The organism is Chryseobacterium manosquense, from assembly GCF_014623485.1.
In the GTDB taxonomy this organism is placed as follows: domain Bacteria; phylum Bacteroidota; class Bacteroidia; order Flavobacteriales; family Weeksellaceae; genus Kaistella; species Kaistella haifensis.
This window is the reverse complement of sequence record NZ_CP060203.1, coordinates 282,193-303,153: the sequence shown is the minus strand read 5'-3', so window position 1 is coordinate 303,153 and position 20,961 is coordinate 282,193. Positions and strand designations below refer to the sequence as shown.

Here is a 20,961-nt window from a genome sequence, read left to right as displayed (position 1 = left end):
TTTTCATAAGAAGTATAGTAGCGATGAAAATAGAAAAACAAGCTAGACCCGTAAAAGTTCCTACTGTTTTGCAGATGGAAAGTGTGGAATGTGGTGCAGCAGCTTTGAGCATTATTTTGGGGCATTTTGGAAAATTTGTTCCTTTGGAGAAATTGAGAATCGCCTGTGGAGTTTCTAGGGATGGATTAAAGGCTACCAATATTATTAAGGCTGCAAAAGAATTTGGTTTGGAGGCAAAAGGTTATGCAAAATCTATTGAAAAACTAATGCAAATAAAAACGCCAGCTATAATTTTTTGGAACTTTAATCACTTCCTTGTATTGGAGGGCTTCACAAAAAACAAGGTTTATCTAAGCGATCCGGCTCAAGGCAGATATCAAGTTTCCCATGCTGAATTTGACGAGTCTTATACTGGAGTGGTTTTGACATTTAATCCGTCGGATACATTTGAAAAAGGAAATGAAAAAAGAGGTTTGATTTCATCTTTATCATCAAGAATTACTAATTCAAGAATGAGCATAATTTACATTATTCTTGCAAGTTTATTTTTAGTAGTACCTGGTTTAGTTGTACCCTCTTTTTTAAAAGTCTTCATTGATAAATATTTGGTTAATAGTTTTTCTGGATTTGTCATGCCATTATTACTAATTATGGCGGCTTTTCTCATCATTAGTATATCTTTAACGTATTTGCAGCAATACTATTTGTTAAGATTAGAAACTAAATTGGCATTAGCCTCATCCAGTAAGTTTTTGTGGCATGTGTTTCATTTGCCAATTGCTTTCTTCACTCAAAGATATAGTGGTGAAATTGGAAACAGAGTTTCTCTCAATGATAAAGTATCTAAACTATTGAGTGGAGATTTGGCAAATGCCGCATTAAACGTAATTGTGGTTGTTTTTTATGCAGTACTTATGTTTTCATATGATATTTTATTAACAGTGATTGGTGTCCTGATGGCCTTAATAAATGTATTTATTCTAAAATTTGCATCAAGAGCAAGAAAAGATGGTAGCAGAAGATTAACAAACGAAATGGGGAAATTGCTCGGTACGACAACTTCCGGTATTAGTATGATAGAAACATTGAAAGCATCTGGACGAGAAAATGACTTCTTTACCAATTGGGTGGGTTATTTGGCAAAAGTCACGAATGCGCAGCAGGAATTAGGATGGCTTAGTATGCGGCTTAATACCATTCCTCCATTATTAACATCTTTGACTTCAAGTATAATCCTGGGTATAGGTGCTTTAAGAATAATGGATGGTGAAATGACATTGGGTGCTTTGGTTGCATTTACTTTCCTTATGAGCAACTTCATGAACCCTGTAAATCAGCTTGTTTCGGTGGGAAATATGTTACACGAAACAGAAAGTGATATGGGTAGGATTGACGATGTAATGAATTATGAAATTGATAATCAGTTCCTAATTGATAAAAATAATGAGAAGAGTATTTCCCTATCTCAAAAAAAATTAGTAGGCTATTTTGAAATGAAGGATGTAACATTCGGTTACAATACAACAATGCCCGCTTTAATTGAGAATTTTAATTTAAAACTAAAGCCAGGCAGCAGAGTCGCACTAGTTGGTGGTTCAGGAAGCGGGAAATCAACAGTTGCAAAAATTGCATCAGGATTATATGAACCATGGGAAGGATCCATACTTTTTGATAATATAGAAAGAAGCAAAATTCATAGAAACGTGATTACAAATTCTTTGGCAGTAATTGACCAAGAAGTGCTCGTTTTTAATGGAACAATTAGTGATAACATCTCGTTTTGGGATTCAATGATTCCTGAAAAGAATATAGTTCAATCTGCAAAAGACGCTGATATTCACGATGTGATTGCATCCAGAGCTGATGCTTATGAGAGTATGGTTTCTGAAGGTGGTTCCAATTTTAGTGGTGGACAAAGGCAAAGATTAGAAATTGCTCGGGCTTTATCGAATAATCCCTCAATATTGGTTATGGATGAGGCAACAAGTGCACTCGACCCCACAACTGAAAAGAATGTAATGGATAACATCAAAAAAAGAGGTTGCACCTGCCTTATTGTCGCTCACAGATTAAGTACAATAGTTGATTGCGACGAAATTATCGTAATGGAGTTCGGAAAAATTGTCGAGAGAGGAACACATAAGGAATTAATGAGTTTGAACGGAGTTTATTCGAAATTAATTGAAACTAAATAACGAAAAAGCTATGTCAAAACAAGAGAAAATAAGTATTACCGTTCAACATCCTTTAGTATTAGAGGACTCAGATAAAGTTTGGATGGTTTTGAATGGTGATGTAAATGTCTTTTCTACAAAAATTGACGAAAACGGTAATTTTTTAAATTCACTAAAGTTCTTGTATAAAGCTGTTAAGGGTGATTTGATTTTCAGCTTACTTAAAAAAAATTCTACTGAAAATACGAGAGTTATTTTGTATTCTTCTGAAGCTACATTGTTGCCTATCAATAAGAACGATTTGGTGAATATCGATCACTTATACTTGAAGGGAATGATAAACAAGTGGATCAAAAATTCCACTGAATCATTAATATCTGGAAACTCACCAAGGGTTTATACCGCAATTGACCATTTCAACGAAATTATTGCTAAAAAAGAAGAAATAATATACCCTTCTAATGGGATAAGTTGGATTCAGTTAATTAAAGGAAAAATAAGTGTTTATTCTGAAAATTTGGAATTAAATTCTGATGACCAATTTCTTTCACCCACACCAATATCAAATAAACTTTGGTTAAAAATTCTGGAAAACAACACAAAACTAAAGGTTATTAGTATTAATGAGTTATTTAATGATGAAATAAATTTTCTTTTATCGATAGAAAGACTTCAAGAATACTTTTACAAACAACTTAATCAAACTTTTGAGATATCTTTTGAAGAGGAAAAGGATTTTTTCAGTGAAAAATCAAAAAATGAAGCAAATCGACTTAATAACACTTTGCACCAAATTAGCTCCATCATGAGTGGTACTGAAAAATCAAATTTCAGAAGTACTATTACTGGAACTAAAAAAAACAATTTACTATTCAATACATGTAAGGAAATAGGTGAACATGCAGGATTTAAAGTAGAAGAACCAAAGCATATTGATACTTTTCAGACGAATGTCTCAAATCAACTGACTGCAATTGCTAAGAGCTCAAACGTAAGAATGAGAAAAATCATTTTAAGAGGAACATGGTGGAAAGAAGAAAATGGTCATTTATTAGCGTTTACAAAGAAAGATAATTTGCCGGTTGCCTTAATACAAAATGAATCAAAGGGAGGTTATATTCTAAAAAACTTATCTGCTTCGGAAGAAAAACAAATCAATAATGAAATTGCGCAAGAATTAGAACCTATTGGGTATATGTTCTTATCTGGTTTTGACCGCAAAATGTCATCCATCAAAGAGGTATTATCTTTTGCAATGAAAGGATTAAAAAACGATGCTTCTTTTCTAATAATCGCAGCTTTTGCCGGAAGTTTGGTAGGATTACTTGTCCCTGTTCTTTCAGGAATAATGTTTGACGACATTATTCCCACTGCGGATCGAAGCCTGCATTTCGATATTTTTCTGATTATGCTTATAACTGGATTCGTTTTAGCAGGTTTACAATTAGTTCAAGGAGTGCTGCAGATGCGTGTTGAATCCAAATCCAGCATTAATCTTCAAGCAGCTGTAATGGATTATATATTAAGGCTACCTGTTACATTTTACAAAAATTACAGTTCAGGAGACTTAACAAATAGGGTACTCAGTATCAATTCAATAAGGCAAATTTTGTCAAATACGCTTATTATGGCAACTTTGAGTGGTGCATTCTCCTTTGTAAACCTTATCCTATTGTTTTACTACGAATCTCGATTAGCATGGATTGGAATTTTATTGGGTATTGTAGCGGGTGCTTTTATGATAGTCGTTGGTTTGTTAAAACTGAAGTATGATAGACAAATTTCAAAAGAACAAGGCGAATTGCAAGGGTTTTTATTCGAATTTCTGTCGGGAATTTCTAAAATTAGAATTACTGGAGGAGAAAGCAGAGTGTTCTCTTTGTGGGCAGAAAAGTTCTCAAGATTAAAGAGGTTGAGTTTCAATTCTGGCACCTATCAAAATTTTGTTGAAACTTTTAATGCTTCATATCCGCTATTCACAAGCATCCTCTTTTTTTCGTTTTTATATTATTCAATTTCAACATCTGATGGGACTACATCTATCATAAGTGTTGGTGCATTTATGGCTTTCATCACCTCATTTAATAAATTCCTAAATGATAGCTTAAAGTTGAGTATGGCAGTAATAACATCTTTAAATGTTATACCGTTATATGAAAGAGTGAGACCAATACTAGAGGCAGAATTGGAAACCATAGAAGGTAGTACAGATCCTGGAGAATTGGCTGGAGATATTGAAATTAATTCTTTATCATTTAGATATCATCCTGATCAACCATTGATTCTTAAAGATCTTAGTTTTAAAATAAAGCAAGGAGAAATGGTCGCATTTGTTGGCGCATCAGGATCGGGTAAATCTACCGTCATGAGATTACTTTTAGGATTTGAACAGGCAGAATCGGGTTCTATTTTTTATGATGGAGAGTCTTTTGAATCAATGAACAAGGAATTGGTTAGGAGACAAATTGGAGTTGTCCTACAAAATGGATCTCTCATGTCCGGAAGTATTTATCAAAATATCGTTGGAAACTCCGAACTAACATTAGATGATGCTTGGGAAGCCGCACGAATGGCTGGTATGGATGAAGACATAAAACAAATGCCAATGGAAATGCACACGGTAGTAAGCGAAGGAGCAGGTACATTCTCTGGCGGACAACGACAGAGACTAATGATTGCAAGAGCGATCGTACACAAACCACGATTGTTGTTTATGGACGAAGCCACAAGTGCACTAGACAATCGAACTCAAACGATTGTTTCTGAAAGTTTGGAAAAACTTCAAGCTACGAGAATAGTCATCGCACATAGGTTAAGTACAATTAAAAATGCGGATCGGATATTTGTAATGGATAAAGGACAGATTGTTGAATCTGGCACCTATGAAGAACTGATGAAGTTGGACGGACTGTTTTCTACTTTAGCAAAACGACAAATTGCATAGTTGTTATTATAAGCGATGGAGGTTAAAAACGATTTGTCTGAAAATTTAAAATATTATCTTGCAAATAAATTTTTATCCGCAAGTGAAAAAAGTATTACAGAAGATTCGTTTTGGGACGAAAACAATAATGTTCATAGTAAATCGATTGAATTTCTGAAACTATGTTTCCCACAATTATGTTTTAAGATAGAAAAAGGAATTGATGATTCACAATTGTATAGAGACGCTACTTTAAAAGGAAAATTTGAAGATGTTAAAGGTGAAAAGAATTGTCTAAAGCTAAATGATAAAGATAATATACAGCTATATCTTTATAAAAGTTTTGCTGGTAATATTCCTATCATTGTGATTCCCGATGAGTGTGATTTTGTAAAAATTACTCAAGCGTTATTACATAGAAATAGTCCAAAGGAAATTCCAATGTCTATGGGAGCGTGTTTGATTAATGGCATAAACAACTGGAAAAAAATAAAGTTTCTTAAAAATAAATGGCAGAATAAAAGTATATCTAGTCACACCTGGAGTCAGGAGTTTAAACAATATATTTTACCAAATCCTTCATTATACAAGGATAAATTAATACTATTAAGTGAAAAAAAATATAGTGGCGTTGAGAGTATTGCAGTAGATTTAGCTGCAAAAGATTGGCTCGATATATCATTTAAAATACGGTTAGAGCACGAATGCACTCATTTGTTTACATTAAATCATTTTGGTATTGCGTCTAACAATCTTCACGACGAACTTATTGCAGATTATGTTGGAATTACAAAAGCCATAGGTAGCTTTAATAAAGAATGGATGCTGTTGTTTTTGGGATTAGAACAATTTCCTAATTATAGAAAAGGAGCGCGTTTAGAAAACTATATTGAAAATCTGAATTTTGAAGATTTTTCAAATTTAAAAAATATCATAAAAAATGCGGTAGAAAATATTTCTTTATTTGATTTGGAAATCGGAAGATATAATTCATGTGACGAAGAGCTAATTAAGAGAATAAAAACCTTATGTAAAGTGAGTTTATTAGATATTTCATCTGAAAAAGGAAATCTAATTTTAATTGATGAATATTTGAAGATATTATAAAATTCTTTACTAAGGTTTGCAAACTTCATAGAACTAAATCAAAATTGTTTTACATTTAAGATGTGCAATCCCGCAACCTCTTTTCAAAAACATCCTCCTGCAAAGAAACGGCAATGTTTTAGAAATGTGGTTGCTCCAATTTCCGCAAAAAAGCGGTTCCGACTTTAAAGAGGAACTGCATTTTTGCGCCAGTTTTTTTAGGTCATTCTAAGAAAACAGATATAAAAATCAGTTTCCTCGACCCGTTTCCGCATTGCTCGTTGAAATGCAATGCGGAAATATAGAAAAGTTGGCGAGTTGGTAATAATCTACCGAATTTGCTCGGTTTTAAACCGTTTCATAGATTTTCCTGATTTTCCTGTCCAAAAGGGTTTCTAATATTTCGTAATCACTTTCATAGATTTCTCCCTCGAAAAAGTAGGTTTCGTCTTTTTCATCATATTGATACTTCTCAAAATCCTTGTCTTCCAAATAAATATCTGTGATTTCGCCATCGGAAAAAATCGTCCTTCCATAGATTTGGTTGCCCATTTCTTCATAATCGAGAATGAAATCAACCTTGAAGCGTTCCGCAATCTGCTTTAAAACTTCTATGTTGGGCGACCATTTGGTTTGGTAGTTGAAGATACAGTCGCCTTCTTCCCAAACGATGTCAAAAAAATATCCCCTGCTTTCGTCCGAAATAAATTCGGGAAGTTGTCCGCAGTTTTCATTTTGTTCTTTGGTAATCATTTTTCGGAACTCCATTTTTATCTGTTCCAAATCGGTTTCGTTGCCCTCGAAAGCAACAGAGTTGCTACACCAGTTTGCCATAATTTCTAATTATTAAAGGTTCTGCTTGTTCGTAAATATATGTTCCGCTTGATTTCAGCGGTTCTTTTCCCTCTGTCAATCGGACTTCCGAATGGAATGTCTTGGAAAGTCTTCGTGCATAGCGTATCGCTGCGGTTCTGTCGCAATGGGTTTGGTAATAAACCTCAATTTCTTCCCATTTTCTTTTGTCGTTTCGGTGTCTCAACTGAAAGTTAAACTGTGCTTCCATTTTTTATAAATGATTAATGTGTATTAGAATGGTAAATCGTCGTCCGTTTCATCATCAGGAACATTGGTGTTTTGCGGATTTGTAGTAAACTGACTATTGGATTGCCCTTTTTGGTTGAAATTCGCAACTCCTGTTTCCGACTTTTTTCCACCTCCATGAAGTTTGATTTTTGAGGTATGGAAATTCAGACCAGACTTTATCTCTCCGTCTTTGCCTATCCACGCAGTGGAACTTATCCTGCCCGATAATTCCACCAAACTCCCTTTGGTCAATATTTTGGCTACATTGGGACTTATCCAGTAGGAGCAGTTGTAGTAGGTGGTCTGCTCCCTGCGTTCGCCGTCTTTTGTCTTGTAGTTATCATTGATGGCTACAGAAAAGTTTACGACCTGTTTGTCGTTTTTTAGGGCGTTGATTTCTGCGTTTTTGGTAATTCTGCCTACGATTGTGTTCATAATCTTAAAATTTAAATGTTAATATTTTGTTAATTTTCGTTTTGTCAAAGGTCAAATGAGAGAGTGAATTGATTTGGCATCGAGGACACTCGGCATTTTTCTTTTTTTTATATTAAGTTGGAAAAACAGTATTTTTTGCTGGATTTTTATTGTTTTTCCGTTGATTTCAAAGAACGTCTATGGTTGATTTGATTCGTACAACTGAGGTTCCGGCTTTTTCTTTGCCCATGAACATAGGACGGCACCATACATACAAAACCCGATTCGGTTCCGCTGGATAATGGCAGAAATTTTCCGAATCGGGCTTGAAATCTTTTTGTTCGAAGGATTTAGGAGTGTCTGGAAAAATTGTTGGAACTTGTGGAAAGAATTTTTTTAGAAACCCAAAAAGATTTTTTCGTGTGGATGGTGTCGTCCTACATTTGCAAACGTAAAAGCCCAACCGCTGTTGGAAGTAAAGTTCAACTAAAGTAAACGTTTCTGTTCAACGGGAAAACACGGGAATTTATGAAAATCTAATGTCAGTTTAGAATTTCAATTAACTAAAAACAAATAATTAAATTTGAATATCTTTCTTAGAAATCTTAATCAACAAAAAAAAATATAAATGTCTCACAAAAACATATTACAATTTTGGAGAAATGTAGAAGTATTTAATCTTCCTGATTTGGATGAAAAAAAATTAAAACCGTTGAACAGGGAAAGCGAACTTCCTTGGCTAGAAAAGAAAATAACTAAAAAAAATAAGAAAATAATTTACACGCTCTTCTTTGGAAAAGTTTCAAAAGAAAATGTAGTTAAGCAGATTAATAAAATATTTGCTGATAAAAAGGAGAATCAATGGAAAGAAAAAATTAGCGGTTCCACATGCTTTTCATCTATCGTTCTCGATGGATATGGTCAACCTGACTCTAATAGTTATACTTTGGCAAGTTATGTTTTGGGAATAGATGTTCTTCAAAATAAGAAAGATATTGTTTCGGTTTATCAACTTCTTCAAAATGTGTCTGATGAATATTTGCAAAGATTCAACATTCTTAAACCTTCTGATGGGGAAAATTTAGAAAATAATGTTGCCAGTTGGGATTTTATTAATAAAGAAATAGAATATCTAAAACAACTAACAGGTTGGAATTCTGATGATATAATGGTCAATTACATTGAAAAAGATGTTGGAATAAATACTGAAGTTGATACCCCGTTTTTAAATAGTTTTTACTTAGAAGATTTAAATAAACTGGTTGATGACGGAACTGAATTATCTCCAACCTTGCAAAAATATTTAACATTAAATTCTAACCAGAAAAAATCAGATTTGATAAAAAACAAAGATGATTTTTTTGAAACCATAAATCCTAAATATTTGAATGAAGGGAAATGGGCATCAAATCCTAAATATGGACTTTGCACAGCACAGTTGGGAGCAATAAATTCCATCTTCAAAGATTTGAAAAATCATTCTGGAATACAAGGAGTAAACGGCCCTCCAGGTACAGGAAAAACCACACTTTTATTAGATGTCATTGCTCAAATAATAGTAGATAGAGCCAAAGAAACTATCAACATTGGTTTTGATAATCTTTTTGGAAAAGATATTAGATTAGATTTTAAAGATAGATATCAATATGTTTATCCATTAAATTTTTCTTTACAAAGGAATTACGGAATCGTTGTAGCAAGTAATAACAATGCTGCGGTAGAAAATATTAGTAAAGAATTGCCACAGGCTAAAAAAATTGATAAAGAGACCTTTCCAAATGCCGATTATTTTGGTGAATATGCAAAAAAAGATCTTACAGGAGATGAAAATTGGGGAATTTTAGCTGCTGCATTAGGCAAATCTGAAAATAAGAATAATTTTAGCAATCTTTTCTGGAAATCATTTCTTAAGGACGAGAAGGGAAATTTAATTAGGAATGATGAGAACAAAGCTATTGTAGATAAAAATGCAAGTAATTTTCAAAACTTCTTGACAAGTATTCAAACTGAACAAAAAAATTATCAATCTGATTTTGAGATTGCTAAAAAAAAGTTTTCCACTTTGCTAGAAGACTTCAATGCCTTTAAAAAGACTGCCACTGATTTCCATAATGGGTTTGATGAATTTAGAAAAAATGTTGTTTTAGAAAAAGATCTAGAAAATGCTCAATCAAGTAAAGAAACTACTAAAAGTGAATTAAACAAAGAATTACAAGAATTTGAAAAAGGTAAAAATGACAAAATAAAAGAACGTGAAAATCTAAGAATTTCTTTATATACTTTTAATTCGAAAAAGCCAATTTTCTTTTTCTTCCAAAAATTATTTAACACGAAGAAATATAAACAGTGGAATAAAGAGGTAAGTGAATTTCTTACTGAATTTAATAGCATTTCTTCCGAAATAAAAGAAATAAATTCTAAGATAGAGAAAAAGAAATCTGAACTCAATAACATTGAAAATCAACTCAAAAACATTCAAAATCAATTAATCCAAATTGAAGAATTTAATAATAAATATGAAAGTTTAAAATCTCAACTTCTTTTAAAATATGAAATAAATGAAGAAAATCTTTTTGATATTAATTTTTACGAAAAAGATTTGAAAAAAATTCACTTGCTATCACCTTATCATTCTAAAAAAATTGCAAAAATTCGTACTGAAATTTTTCTAAAAGCACTTGATATTCACAAATTTGCTATTCTTGCCAATGCAAAACAATTTAAAAATAATTTGAATGCTTTTTTTGAAATGATATCTGGTAGAAATGAAATTTCGGAAGAGCTTACAACAATGCTTTGGGATAGTTTTTTCTTCTGCATACCTGTAGTTTCGACATCATTGGCATCGGCAAGCAGATTATTTCCTAATATAACTAAAAATCAAGTAGGTTGGCTTTTGATAGATGAAGCCGGACAAGCAACTCCCCAATCGGTTGCAGGGTTGGTACAACGCTCAAAACGCTGTATAATTGTAGGAGATCCTTTGCAAGTAGAGCCTGTGGTCACTATACCCAAAACATTAGTTGAAAGTTTATTAAATAATCTAAAGATTGATTCAGTCTGGTCTCCATATTGTTCTTCCGTTCAGCAATTAGCTGACAGAATTTCTGAATATGGAACGCAATTGGGTGATGATGAAGATGGAATTTGGACGGGTTTTCCACTAAGAACCCACCGAAGATGTTTCAATCCGATGTTTAACATAGCCAACAAAATAGCGTATCAAGACCAAATGGTGTATGGCACAGAAGGTAGAGATAAAGATAAAAACCCATTCATTGGTGAATCTTGTTGGTTTGATATTGATGGAAGTGGTAAAGGTGATACGCAAGTAATAAATGAAGAAATTGAGCTGCTTAAAGAAAAAATAAAAGAATTAAGAAAAACATATTCTGATGAAATTTACGTAATTTCCCCCTTCAAAGCTGTTGCAAATAAGTGTAGTTATGATAATGAAATTGAAAAGGATTCAAAAATTGAATGTGGAACTATCCACATTTTTCAGGGGAAAGAAGCGGATGTAGTTTTCATTGTTTTAGGAAGCCATCCAGAAAAAGAAGGTACACGAAAATGGGCTTCTTCAAAGCCTAACATGCTCAATGTGGCACTTACACGTGCCAAAAAGCGTTGTTATGTGATTGGAAATAAAAAACTTTGGAGCAAGCAACCTTATTTTGATGTGATGGCTAAAGAATTAGATAAATGATTTGTAATATTTAATGCTTAGATAATTTCCACCACTCATTCAAATCCATAAACTCGTGGTATATCAACGAACAATCCTCCACATTTTTATATTGGTTTTGAATTTTTGATTTAACCGATTTTCCATTCTTATCATTGTCTAAAAACAGAAATATTTGGCTATAATTCTTTAGGATTTCTTCCGCTTTAAATAGCATCGAAGTAGAATTCAAAATTAAATAATCGCAAGTTGAGCTTTGGTTTTTCTCCAAATCTCGGAAAGTGAGATAATCGAAAAAACCTTCAAAAATTGCGATTTCAGAATTTTTTGTATTCGATTGAATGAGTGTAATATCTTTTTTGCCAAGACAGATTTTTGAATAAGGATTACGAATTTCAAATCCACCGGAATGATTTTCAAATCCAATTCCGAAGTATTGTTTTCCACCCATTTCATAGTAAATTTCTTTCACTAGGTCTTTTTGTTCAAATACTTTGCGGAATTTCAAATAATCTACCAAAGTCGGATGCTTGACTTCCTGAACTTTAATAATGCGATAATTTTCCCTTTTTATAGTTAACTTTTTTGAACTTGATTTTTCAGTTATGCAAACAAATTGTGATAGGTATTTCAACGCATCTGAAACAGAACATTTCTTTATAAACTGAACGATGGAAATCACATCATAACTTCTACCCGTACCAAAATCGAACGCTTGGTTCTTTTCAAAATCCACGGAAAGACTCGGAATTTTTTCTTCCCTGTCCAACGCAAAGTAGAAAGCGGTTTTCTTATTTTCTTTGACGGGAAAATGATTGAAGGATTCCAAAACCGAGCGGATGCCAACTTTTTCTTTGATGTTTTTGCAATTCATTTTTTTTCTTTTTTAAAGCAATTGAGTTATCCACATTTCCTTTTAAATAAAAAAAGACTTTTTAATTTTTTTTAATAATACTTTTAATTTAAGTTCGAAATGCTCTATGAAAAAGGGTTTGAATCTATTTTTCGGTGAGTACAATTCCGAAATTCTGTGAGTGCAATTCCGAAAATGTGGTGAGTACAATTCCGCAAAACAACCTGTTTTTTGGTGAGCGCAATTCCGAATACAATTTTTACTATTATCCCGAATCTTGAGTTATCCCCAAAAAAGGGCACCTATCCACTGTTTTAATCTAGAAATAGAATTGACGGTGAGTGCAATTCCGAAATCAGAATAAAAATTTCCTATTTATAAACAGTTCTTTAGCTTTAGTGAGTGCAATTCCGAATTACAGGTGAGTGCAATTCCGAATTCAGACAATCATCGGGTAACCATTGGGGAATAACTCCCCCATTTTTGTATTAGCGTAGATAATCTTAATATGTTCCTGTATCTCATTCAAAAACTGTTTTCCTTGAAACCGTGTTGATTTTATATTGTTCATTCTGCAGTTTTGGATGAATTGCTTAAACGCCCTCTCTATCAAATCCCTCGTTTGTGCAATGTTTTTATACTGATGTAAAAACTGTATTGCATCGCCTTCATTCAATCCGTATCTTCTTTTGAAATAGATAAGCCTTCTTGTGATTTTTTCCGTAGGATTAAAATGGTCTTTCACTGAATCATACTTTTCAAATGGATGTGCACTTAATAAGTAATTTTCTGTTTGAGCATTTTTGTTGTGATATGGAACAATAAAGATGGAATCTTTCTCATATCTGAAATTGAAGGAAAGCGTATTGAAGTTATCAAAGCTAATTCGCGCGGGCTTCAAAAATTTAAAGCAAAAATCCTTTGCGGATTTATAATTTAGTCCAAACCTTTTGTTGAATGTGGCCAGTTTTAAGACCGTTCCACTTTCAGGAATTTTGGAAAGCCAAATCGCAAAAATAATATGCTTGTTATTACGGATATTGTACACCAGGTTGTAAAGGACGTAGTTGTATTCGGGAATGACCACCAACTTCTTCAGCCAGTAACTGCTGATAAGGAAACTTGTGAAACCTCTCTGGTCGTAACTTGGCGTCGAGATAAGTCCACCAAAAGTTTTAATCTCCTTCCCTTTTTCGTTCACGGATTTGTACCATCCCATTTTAAATTTGGCGAGAAACTCGTAAGCATCAACTACCTGCTTTGTGGAACCGCTTGGAGAAATCCTGCTGTTACGGATTTTGATCGAGGCAAAAATGTTGTTTCCGGTCTCAAACTCTTCATCAAATAAGGATAGTTGTTTTGGACGGATTTCCGGATGAAACTGTTCGTTTCCGATAATGGAGATAATGTTGAAAATCACTCGAAGTGCATTAATCGGAATATCTGCCGCCTGATGGTCTTCGAAAATAAAATCATCCACAAATTGGTTCCCGAACCGTATTTTTTCAGGAACTTTATCAGCTTTATTTTCAAATTTATTACGTATGAGTTTTACCTCTTTTTCAGGAACAGCCATTTTAATCGCGTACTTAAAACCCTTACAATTTGTTCTGTAGTTTTATTTTCTCACTTTTAAGTGTTTTAGAGCCTTCGCTGAGATTATAATTTTTGTAAACGTCGACTCCTTCACATCTAAAAACTCTTTTTTCTGTCTTACCTATTTTTGGAATCCTCACTTTCTGGATTCCCAAATATTCGGCAGATGCACCATTAATGGTTACCTTTTGTCCGGGCTTTAAATCAGATATTTTCATAGTGATAAGTTCTTTTTAATGGGTTGTTTTAAGGAGATTTTGGTCTCTTGATTATGGGAATTTCATATGATGCATTTTCAGCATTAAGGTTGTTTGACAAATACGGCAAAACACTTTTCAAGGAAGATTTCCAGTTTTTGATGGGTCTTCCAAAGTTGTTGAGCCAATTGTTTTTTTGCCAGATAATATATTTTTCTTTGATGCCTGAATCCAATTCCGCTTTGTAGGAATCCAATGTTTTTGCATATTCTATAAACTCGTCCAATGTTGGATTGTTGCTGTCTTCGGATTGACTTGGGACTGTCGGTTTAATTAATTCCGTAATTTGAAGTGTGTCAGTGGGTAAAACATCACTCGAAATTGCTTCTGAAGGAAAAAATTCTACTTTTTCTTCAATGAAAGATTCGGACTCTGGTTGAAGCTTTTCAGGGGTTTCCTCTACAATCTCAATATTTAAATTATAGTTGAGAAGCAATCGGTAGGAACAGGGCAACCCGTTCTTAGTCTTATACTGGATGAGCCCATAGCTTCTAAGTCTTTCCTTAGTTGTCTTGACCGTTTTCCTCGTAAATCCTAAAGTGGCACTGATTGCGACATCCGAAACAATTACTTTATAAGAATTGTTTTCATTTCCCAATTTCAGGAGATACAGATACATGGCAATTGCGTTAGAACCAAGACGGGTATTCTCATTTAGACACCAAAACCTTTCTATGAGTTCCTGATAATACATTCCTACTATTTTCTAAGAAGTTCCAACGCCTTCTTTTTATCGATAATAATTAGATTTCCCTTTTGAATGATAGCTTCATCTAAAATTCCCGAAGACTTTATCTCCGAGGCTTTCGATCTCGAGCAACCCAGGAATTTTGCTAAGCCTTTTAGTCCGTGAGCATAATTTTCGTCAGCAGTAAGTTTTTTGGATACTTCCAAAAATTCTTCGACAGTAAGGTTTAATAGTGGAGTTTTCGAATCTATGCGTTTCATTATATTTTAGATTTTACGAGATTCCAATTCAATTCTATCTACTTTTTTCAACCAATTTCTTGCTGCAGCCGTCCAACTTTTCATCGGAAATTTCCTAGAAACATTCCATCCGATATTTTCGTAATGATCATAAAATTTTTGTGCTTCTTCTATTGGTGCTGCTTTTTCCAGAAAATACATTTGCACTTCAAAGATATGTGGTGGCTGAAAATCGACTGAGGTAATATTTTGAATAGCTTTATTTAAATCCATAAAGCTTTTATCTTGTAAAGAATTGAATGACCTTCCAATTGCAGAATCTGTATTCTTTCTCTGCGACTGCAAACCGGATAGTTCTACAATAGTAATTAAACTTCCCATGTATGGGTTGAAGCTCGGCTTATAAATAATATAACCCAGAGCATGCAAATCAGTAATACACTTATGATAAGTAGCAACCGATTTTATTTTGCTTGCTTTCATCACCTCTTCTCTCACAATCCGAAATTGATTTTTAAAACGATTGGTTGTCCAGAACTGAAAAAGCGACATATACAAACTGATATGAGTAGGCCTCAATCTATCATTATTCAGAATTTTGCTGTAAAAACCATTTAAATGTTGCATACAGTTCATAGACTTCTATTATTGGTATGCATTAGTTTTTCAATATCCTGAAAAGCGTAAAAGATTGTTCCACCCACTTTTGAATAGTGAAGAGTCCCGTTGATTCGTAAGTTTTGTAATGTGCCAGAAGATATGTTAAGTAGTGCTCGAACTTCCGCCGAACGAAGCCATTGTTTCTGCCCTGAAACTTTTGAATGAAATAAGTTTTTTATATCCTCCAAAAGTTCTTTTTTGAAATCCTTAAGGTCTTCTTTGGTGAGTACTGCGATTGCCATAATGTTAAGAATTTATTTATGGCAACAAAGTTTAGGATTATTTGAAATACGATTTCACAAGTGAAACCGAAGTTGTGAACGATTTTTTTTGAAAAAAAAAACCTAAGAAGCAATATTAAAAATTACTTTTAGGTTTATATCCTGTGAGATTTAGTTGTACAGAAAGGAAAATTCACAGATTAAAATGAAAATTCTTTAATATACGAGAAACTTTCTGAAGTGTAACAAACTGGTATTTGATAGCAATAACCAACTTTTTCTTGTTGAATGTATACTTTTTTGAAATCTTTTTTATGAAGGCTTATTGCTTCTATCGAAATAAAATATGGATTAGCATCTAAACTTTTAATTATTGTGCGATCATATACTGCAAGTATTATTGGTGTTTTAGTGAATCTTGCATATTAGAATGTCTTTCAAAATTATCACATTTAATATTAAATACCATTTTACCCGTAGATTCGTAGAAATTTAAACATTTAACCTCAATCTCGAGGTTTCCAAAATTTCTAATCAAAAAATCACCTCTTTTTATAGGAATATATTTTTGTTTATTTAATAAGAATTGTTTAAAACTTTCAGCATCCTGACTTAAATCTTCGACGATTAAATCTTCATTTTTCGCTTGTTCTTTGAAAATTTTTTGAGCCATTAAACCAGCTCTGAACTAATCTTTAGTATAGTTTTTAAACTTAATTGAGTCACCAATTCGGATTGGATACCAATTTTCTTCTCCTTGATAAATTATCGTATTCTCTTTGATAAATTCAACATTTATAAGGTCATCCTCGTTTTGAACGTACAAATGTTTCAATTGGCTATTTTCTAAATTTACAATGTAATACCCCATATTCTTTTATTAAATCTTACATTAATTTTCATCCGCATCATCCATTCTTTTTACCAAAGTTTCTTTCAAATTATCCAGGAATTTTGTTTTGGACGATTTGCGAATTCTTATTTCCAGGAAAACTCTGTGAAATTGACCTAAGTCAATATTGAACATTTTCTCAAAACTTTCTGCAACTTCTTTCAGATCTACAGCGCCGTTGTTAAAAACCCCTTCAGCATGTAAAGCATAAAGCAGTTCAATTAGGGAAACTTTTGGAGCCGTCCATTTTAAACTAGACCAAAGGACCGCTTTTTCTTCTCTGCTGTGTGTCTTATAGAGATTTGTGAGTTCATTTTCAAGATAAACCTGCAATTGGTCATTGGCAATAATTTTGGCCACTTTATAATCGTGCGAAGTTGTGAATGAATGGTCTGATTCGAAGAAATATGTATCCAAACTTAGTTTGATATTGTATTTTCCTCTTACAAAATAGTGTTCGTCCAAATAAGTGCTGCCTGTGCGATAGTATTTGTAAAACTCTAAATTATCTTCAAAATAATTTTTAAGTTTTGCTAATTGTGCTTCATAATACTTTCGAATAATTTTCTCACCGCCATTTGGTTTTTTGGTCTCGATCCTGAAAACTGAATTATGATAGATTAATTTTGAAAGAATTTTTGGTTTTGCATTTTTGAAAAACCAAATCTCATCTTCAATATTTTGGAATGGGTGTTCGAGAACATATTTCTTAAGTTCGGAAAGTGTATCCAAACTTAATTTTATAGCCAGTTCGGAAAATACAATGGGATTGTCAATTTCCATAGATAATTCCCGGATATTTTCCTGTAGCGTTTCTATTACATTTTCAAAAAATTCTTGCATTTTCTATACTGAAATGCAAGTTTATTAACATTAAAAAAGTCTTCCAAGAAATGTATGTCTCAATATATAAATTAAGACCAAAAGAAGTATTGAGTTTAACAAAAACCTAAGTATTAATACCAAGTTCTTTCCTTCTTAACGCGATAAAATCCTTTGGCCTAATACCATTTATTTCCTTAAACAAATCTGAAAAATTTTGACGAGATGCGATGCCACATTCTTCCGCCAAACTCTCAACAGTATATTTAAGGTATTGGTTATCATTGTAAAGACGGTTTGTAATATAATTAATTCTTAGTTCACTTAAGTATTTATTAAAAGTCAACTTTCTTGTTTCGTTTATAACTTGTGAAAGATATGTTGCATTGGTGTTAAACCTTTTTGCAAGTTTTGCAAGTGTCAAACCTTTTTCGATATACCCTCTCCTATCTTCAAATTTTTCTAATTTTCTGGTTATATTATGATAAATCTCATCGGGAATTAGAATTTTAGTATTTAATATCTTTTCATCATTATTATAATTTGGTTTAACAGCATTTTCAGTAAGGCGATTTTCTAACAGCAAGTATTTTCTTTTGATTTCATTCTGATTATTATAATACTTCCAAACTAAAAAACTTAAGACAGAAATTATTAAAAACAAAAAAATAAGGGCAGATACACCAAAAGAATTTTGTTTTTCCAATTTTTTCTTTGCATTTTCCAAAGCTACGGTATCATACTCTCTGTGAATCTTTGCAGACAAATATTTGAAATCTGAATTCATGATGCTATCAACTTTCAGCAGCTTTTTAGTATATAACAGTTCGTTTTTTTCATCTGAATTATTCTTGTAATAATTTATCAGATATTCATAATTTTTTCTTAGTTCAGGAAAAAAAATCAACTTTTCTGAAAAAATGGAATCGACTTTTTTAAATTGTTGTATAGTTTTTTGGCTATCCCCCATTCTTTCATAAGTTCTTCCCAAGTAGTAATTCACAATACCCACAGTCATAAAATCCTGCTTCTTTTCAAACACAGGCAGGCTCTCATTAAATTTATTCAAAGCCTCAGGCAATTTATCAGCATTATAATCTGATATCGCTGATGATTTTAAAAAATAATTCTTTTCCAATAAAAAATCCGGCTGGGTTTGCGTAAATCTTAGTCCTTCCTGTATGAGGCTATTAGCATCTTTGTAGTTCTGTAAATATTGATTGCATATAATTGCCTGATGTAAGCTGTTTAAATAACCTTTGCTATTATTATAAATTTCATTCCGGTGATAATCCCCTGATGTTTTGTTTTTGAAAAATTGTACTCCATTCTTAAAATTAAGTAACGCATCATTATAATAACCCAAATAACTTTTGACTACGCCGATATGGTAATTTATTTTTTGTTTTTGATATTCATCTGCTCCTTTTTCAGAATAATCAAAAGCGATAAGATATTGGTTTAATGCTTTTACATATTGGCGATAATTAGAATAATACACAATTCCTTTTCCAAGATGAGCTGAACTTATCAAATCATTATCTTGAGTTTTAAGTGCAGTTGAAATACAACTATCACTATACTTTATTTTAACATTTTTATCAGCACTGTAATAAGTTGCTTCTTTGTAGCCTTGAAAGAGTTTATGTAAATTATTCTCCTTTTTGGCTTGATTAATAAACTTATTCAGATACAAAAAAGCAGCCATGTACCAGTACTGACAAAATAAGGAATAATTTGCAAAGTGAAAAAAATTCCAAACGTTTTACATTCAGTTTCATATTGTAACCCGCGTACTCAGCGTAAAGATTTTTTAATTTTTCTTTGAAATGTATTTCTGCGAAAACGAAAGTTATTTGCTCTTCTTTAAAATCATTTTCCATTTTAAGTATTTCTGCTGGATTTCCAATTTCCCAATAATTAAAAGATCCTAAGAAGTTATCATAAAACAGTAAAAGGAAAATTATAGAAGTTATCAATGCTAATCCAACTAATCCAGCAAAAAAGTAAATCCAAAAATTTAATTGAAGACCAACATTTTTTACAATTCCAGATATTAAAAAATAATTCATAGTAACAATAAAGGAATATGTTAAGAGTGGCGTTGTCAGTAATGTCTCAAAATCTTTTTTACGGTCTAACTCTTTGTAGTACATTTCCCTGTCATAGTCTATGGAGTCAATACAATATTTTTTATTTTCCATCTTAGAGAGGTACTTTTCTTATAATGAGTAAATCAGATGTACTAAAAGGAATTAGTTTTCGTCTCATTTCAGATTTTTCTTTAAAAACTCTGCCAATTTGATATGTTTTTTCAATATAGTCTGTGGATTCAATTTTTATTATGGAATCGCCCTTTTTATTGTAGGTCAGCAGTTTTACTTTAAAACAGTTCCTGTTATTAAAAACTTCGGATAAAAGCGTTTTGTCTGATAATCCGCAGGAATGGCCTACAACATATACTTCAAATGTATTTGAATTAACAAAATCAATAAAATTTTGATAATTGTGAGTTCTCGAATATCGATATGTTTTTATAAATCTCAAACATTCATCATATTTTTCAAGAGTAGCATAATTTGTTTCTTCTTCATCCCCATAACCAAAAATGATAGGATTTTCTTCATCATCAATTTTTCCGTGGATATTAATGACTTTGGTTTCAGGAATAATTTTTTTAATGCTGTCCAAGTAGTCAGATATTGTGATCGTGTAATTAAAATTCAGAATCAATATCTTCTCAGGCTTAAGTTTTGAGGTATCCTTGCCTACTACTCTAATTTGTTCTTCAGGCAGATTGGCAATTTCAGTTAGCTTATCAACCAAATAAGATTTAAAAAAACTATCACAATCTTCATCCACAAATTTTTTCTCTATTTTTCTTAAATAATCTTGAAGCAATTTCTGAAGATATTCGAATTGCTCATTTAATTCTGAAATTTTGTCGAGTTTGTTATCTGAAGAGAACTGACAAAGTATTATATAATACTCATTTTCGATGTCCACCCAATTGTATTCATCACATTTCGTTAATAGTATTTTTATTAACTTGCTTTTACTAACAAAAATGAATTCATATCTATAAATAGTTACCGATCTTCTGAATACATCCTGCATTTGATGACTTGGACCATCAATATACTTGACAAAATTCGAGATAGACCAATCATCAAAATTCAAACCTGGATTTGCCCATTCCGAATTTTGATTATTAAATTCTACTTTCAGTAAAGCATCTTCATAAGCACCATTCTGCCTCGCTTGTTTGAAAACGTTTTTTAAGTAATCCAATATAAAATCACGGTAAGATGTTTTCATACCGTGCGCTAAATCAAAGCCGTTTCCTATAAGTATAAGTCTATTCATTC

General features: G+C 32.4%; 19 protein-coding genes. 4 read left to right on the top strand and 15 right to left on the bottom strand.

The window, feature by feature from the left end:
* The first annotated feature begins 23 nt into the window (after positions 1–23).
* From H0S70_RS01420 to H0S70_RS01410, 3 genes are read left to right on the top strand one after another with little or no spacing between them, the layout of a single operon-like run.
* Positions 24–2,195, top strand: a complete 2,172-nt coding sequence (locus H0S70_RS01420; RefSeq protein WP_188321437.1) for an NHLP family bacteriocin export ABC transporter peptidase/permease/ATPase subunit — start codon at positions 24–26, stop codon at positions 2,193–2,195.
* A gap of 10 nt (positions 2,196–2,205) precedes the next feature.
* Entirely contained in the window at positions 2,206–5,118 is a 2,913-nt protein-coding gene (locus H0S70_RS01415) for an NHLP bacteriocin export ABC transporter permease/ATPase subunit (protein WP_188321436.1), read from the top strand.
* Positions 5,119–5,151: 33 nt separating this feature from the next.
* Complete coding sequence (locus tag H0S70_RS01410; protein WP_188321435.1) at positions 5,152–6,204, top strand: DUF7005 family protein; 1,053 nt, start codon at positions 5,152–5,154, stop codon at positions 6,202–6,204.
* Between the two features lie 327 nt (positions 6,205–6,531).
* On the opposite strand, the gene H0S70_RS01405 is transcribed toward H0S70_RS01410, so the two are convergent.
* From H0S70_RS01405 to H0S70_RS01395, 3 genes are read right to left on the bottom strand one after another with little or no spacing between them, the layout of a single operon-like run.
* Complete coding sequence (locus tag H0S70_RS01405) at positions 6,532–7,017, bottom strand: DUF1281 family ferredoxin-like fold protein (protein WP_188321434.1); 486 nt, start codon at positions 7,015–7,017, stop codon at positions 6,532–6,534.
* Positions 7,001–7,246 carry an addiction module toxin RelE gene (locus tag H0S70_RS01400; protein ID WP_188321433.1) on the bottom strand — a complete coding sequence of 82 codons (246 nt, stop codon included), beginning with the start codon at positions 7,244–7,246 and terminating at the stop codon, positions 7,001–7,003. The genes H0S70_RS01405 and H0S70_RS01400 overlap by 17 nt, the downstream gene beginning before the upstream one ends.
* Before the next feature lie 23 nt (positions 7,247–7,269).
* Positions 7,270–7,701 carry a single-stranded DNA-binding protein gene (locus tag H0S70_RS01395; RefSeq protein WP_188321432.1) on the bottom strand — a complete coding sequence of 144 codons (432 nt, stop codon included), beginning with the start codon at positions 7,699–7,701 and terminating at the stop codon, positions 7,270–7,272.
* Between the two features lie 607 nt (positions 7,702–8,308).
* Between H0S70_RS01395 and H0S70_RS01390 the strand changes: the two genes are divergently transcribed.
* Positions 8,309–11,386, top strand: a complete 3,078-nt coding sequence (locus H0S70_RS01390) for a DEAD/DEAH box helicase (RefSeq protein WP_188321431.1) — start codon at positions 8,309–8,311, stop codon at positions 11,384–11,386.
* Between the two features lie 10 nt (positions 11,387–11,396).
* Here H0S70_RS01390 and H0S70_RS01385 read toward each other — a convergent pair whose 3' ends face one another.
* The 12 genes from H0S70_RS01385 to H0S70_RS01330 all read right to left on the bottom strand — a co-directional run bounded on the left by H0S70_RS01385 (position 11,397) and on the right by H0S70_RS01330 (position 20,959).
* On the bottom strand, positions 11,397–12,239 hold the full coding sequence (locus tag H0S70_RS01385; RefSeq protein ID WP_188321430.1) for a toprim domain-containing protein: 843 nt from the start codon (positions 12,237–12,239) through the stop codon (positions 11,397–11,399).
* Between the two features lie 418 nt (positions 12,240–12,657).
* On the bottom strand, positions 12,658–13,794 hold the full coding sequence (locus tag H0S70_RS01380; protein ID WP_188321429.1) for a hypothetical protein: 1,137 nt from the start codon (positions 13,792–13,794) through the stop codon (positions 12,658–12,660).
* 22 nt (positions 13,795–13,816) lie between these two features.
* Positions 13,817–14,032 carry a hypothetical protein gene (locus tag H0S70_RS01375; RefSeq protein ID WP_188321428.1) on the bottom strand — a complete coding sequence of 72 codons (216 nt, stop codon included), beginning with the start codon at positions 14,030–14,032 and terminating at the stop codon, positions 13,817–13,819.
* A 28-nt stretch (positions 14,033–14,060) separates the two neighbouring features.
* Complete coding sequence (locus H0S70_RS01370; RefSeq protein WP_188321427.1) at positions 14,061–14,765, bottom strand: transcriptional regulator; 705 nt, start codon at positions 14,763–14,765, stop codon at positions 14,061–14,063.
* A 5-nt stretch (positions 14,766–14,770) separates the two neighbouring features.
* Positions 14,771–15,019, bottom strand: coding sequence for a DUF3853 family protein (locus H0S70_RS01365; RefSeq protein ID WP_188321426.1), 249 nt, complete (start codon positions 15,017–15,019; stop codon positions 14,771–14,773).
* 6 nt (positions 15,020–15,025) lie between these two features.
* Positions 15,026–15,625: a transcriptional regulator gene (locus tag H0S70_RS01360; protein ID WP_188321425.1), complete on the bottom strand. Its 600-nt coding sequence runs from the start codon at positions 15,623–15,625 to the stop codon at positions 15,026–15,028.
* A gap of 5 nt (positions 15,626–15,630) precedes the next feature.
* Positions 15,631–15,900 carry a helix-turn-helix domain-containing protein gene (locus H0S70_RS01355; RefSeq protein WP_188321424.1) on the bottom strand — a complete coding sequence of 90 codons (270 nt, stop codon included), beginning with the start codon at positions 15,898–15,900 and terminating at the stop codon, positions 15,631–15,633.
* Positions 15,901–16,276: 376 nt separating this feature from the next.
* Complete coding sequence (locus H0S70_RS01350; protein ID WP_188321423.1) at positions 16,277–16,552, bottom strand: hypothetical protein; 276 nt, start codon at positions 16,550–16,552, stop codon at positions 16,277–16,279.
* A gap of 219 nt (positions 16,553–16,771) precedes the next feature.
* Positions 16,772–17,614 (bottom strand): RteC domain-containing protein, encoded by an 843-nt coding sequence (locus H0S70_RS01345; protein WP_188321422.1) that lies wholly within the window; start codon positions 17,612–17,614, stop codon positions 16,772–16,774.
* Between the two features lie 106 nt (positions 17,615–17,720).
* Positions 17,721–19,301 (bottom strand): helix-turn-helix domain-containing protein, encoded by a 1,581-nt coding sequence (locus H0S70_RS01340; protein ID WP_188321421.1) that lies wholly within the window; start codon positions 19,299–19,301, stop codon positions 17,721–17,723.
* Entirely contained in the window at positions 19,276–19,797 is a 522-nt protein-coding gene (locus H0S70_RS01335) for a hypothetical protein (RefSeq protein ID WP_188321420.1), read from the bottom strand. The genes H0S70_RS01340 and H0S70_RS01335 overlap by 26 nt, the downstream gene beginning before the upstream one ends.
* A gap of 1 nt (position 19,798) precedes the next feature.
* On the bottom strand, positions 19,799–20,959 hold the full coding sequence (locus tag H0S70_RS01330) for an AbiH family protein (RefSeq protein ID WP_188321419.1): 1,161 nt from the start codon (positions 20,957–20,959) through the stop codon (positions 19,799–19,801).
* Positions 20,960–20,961: the final 2 nt, after the last annotated feature.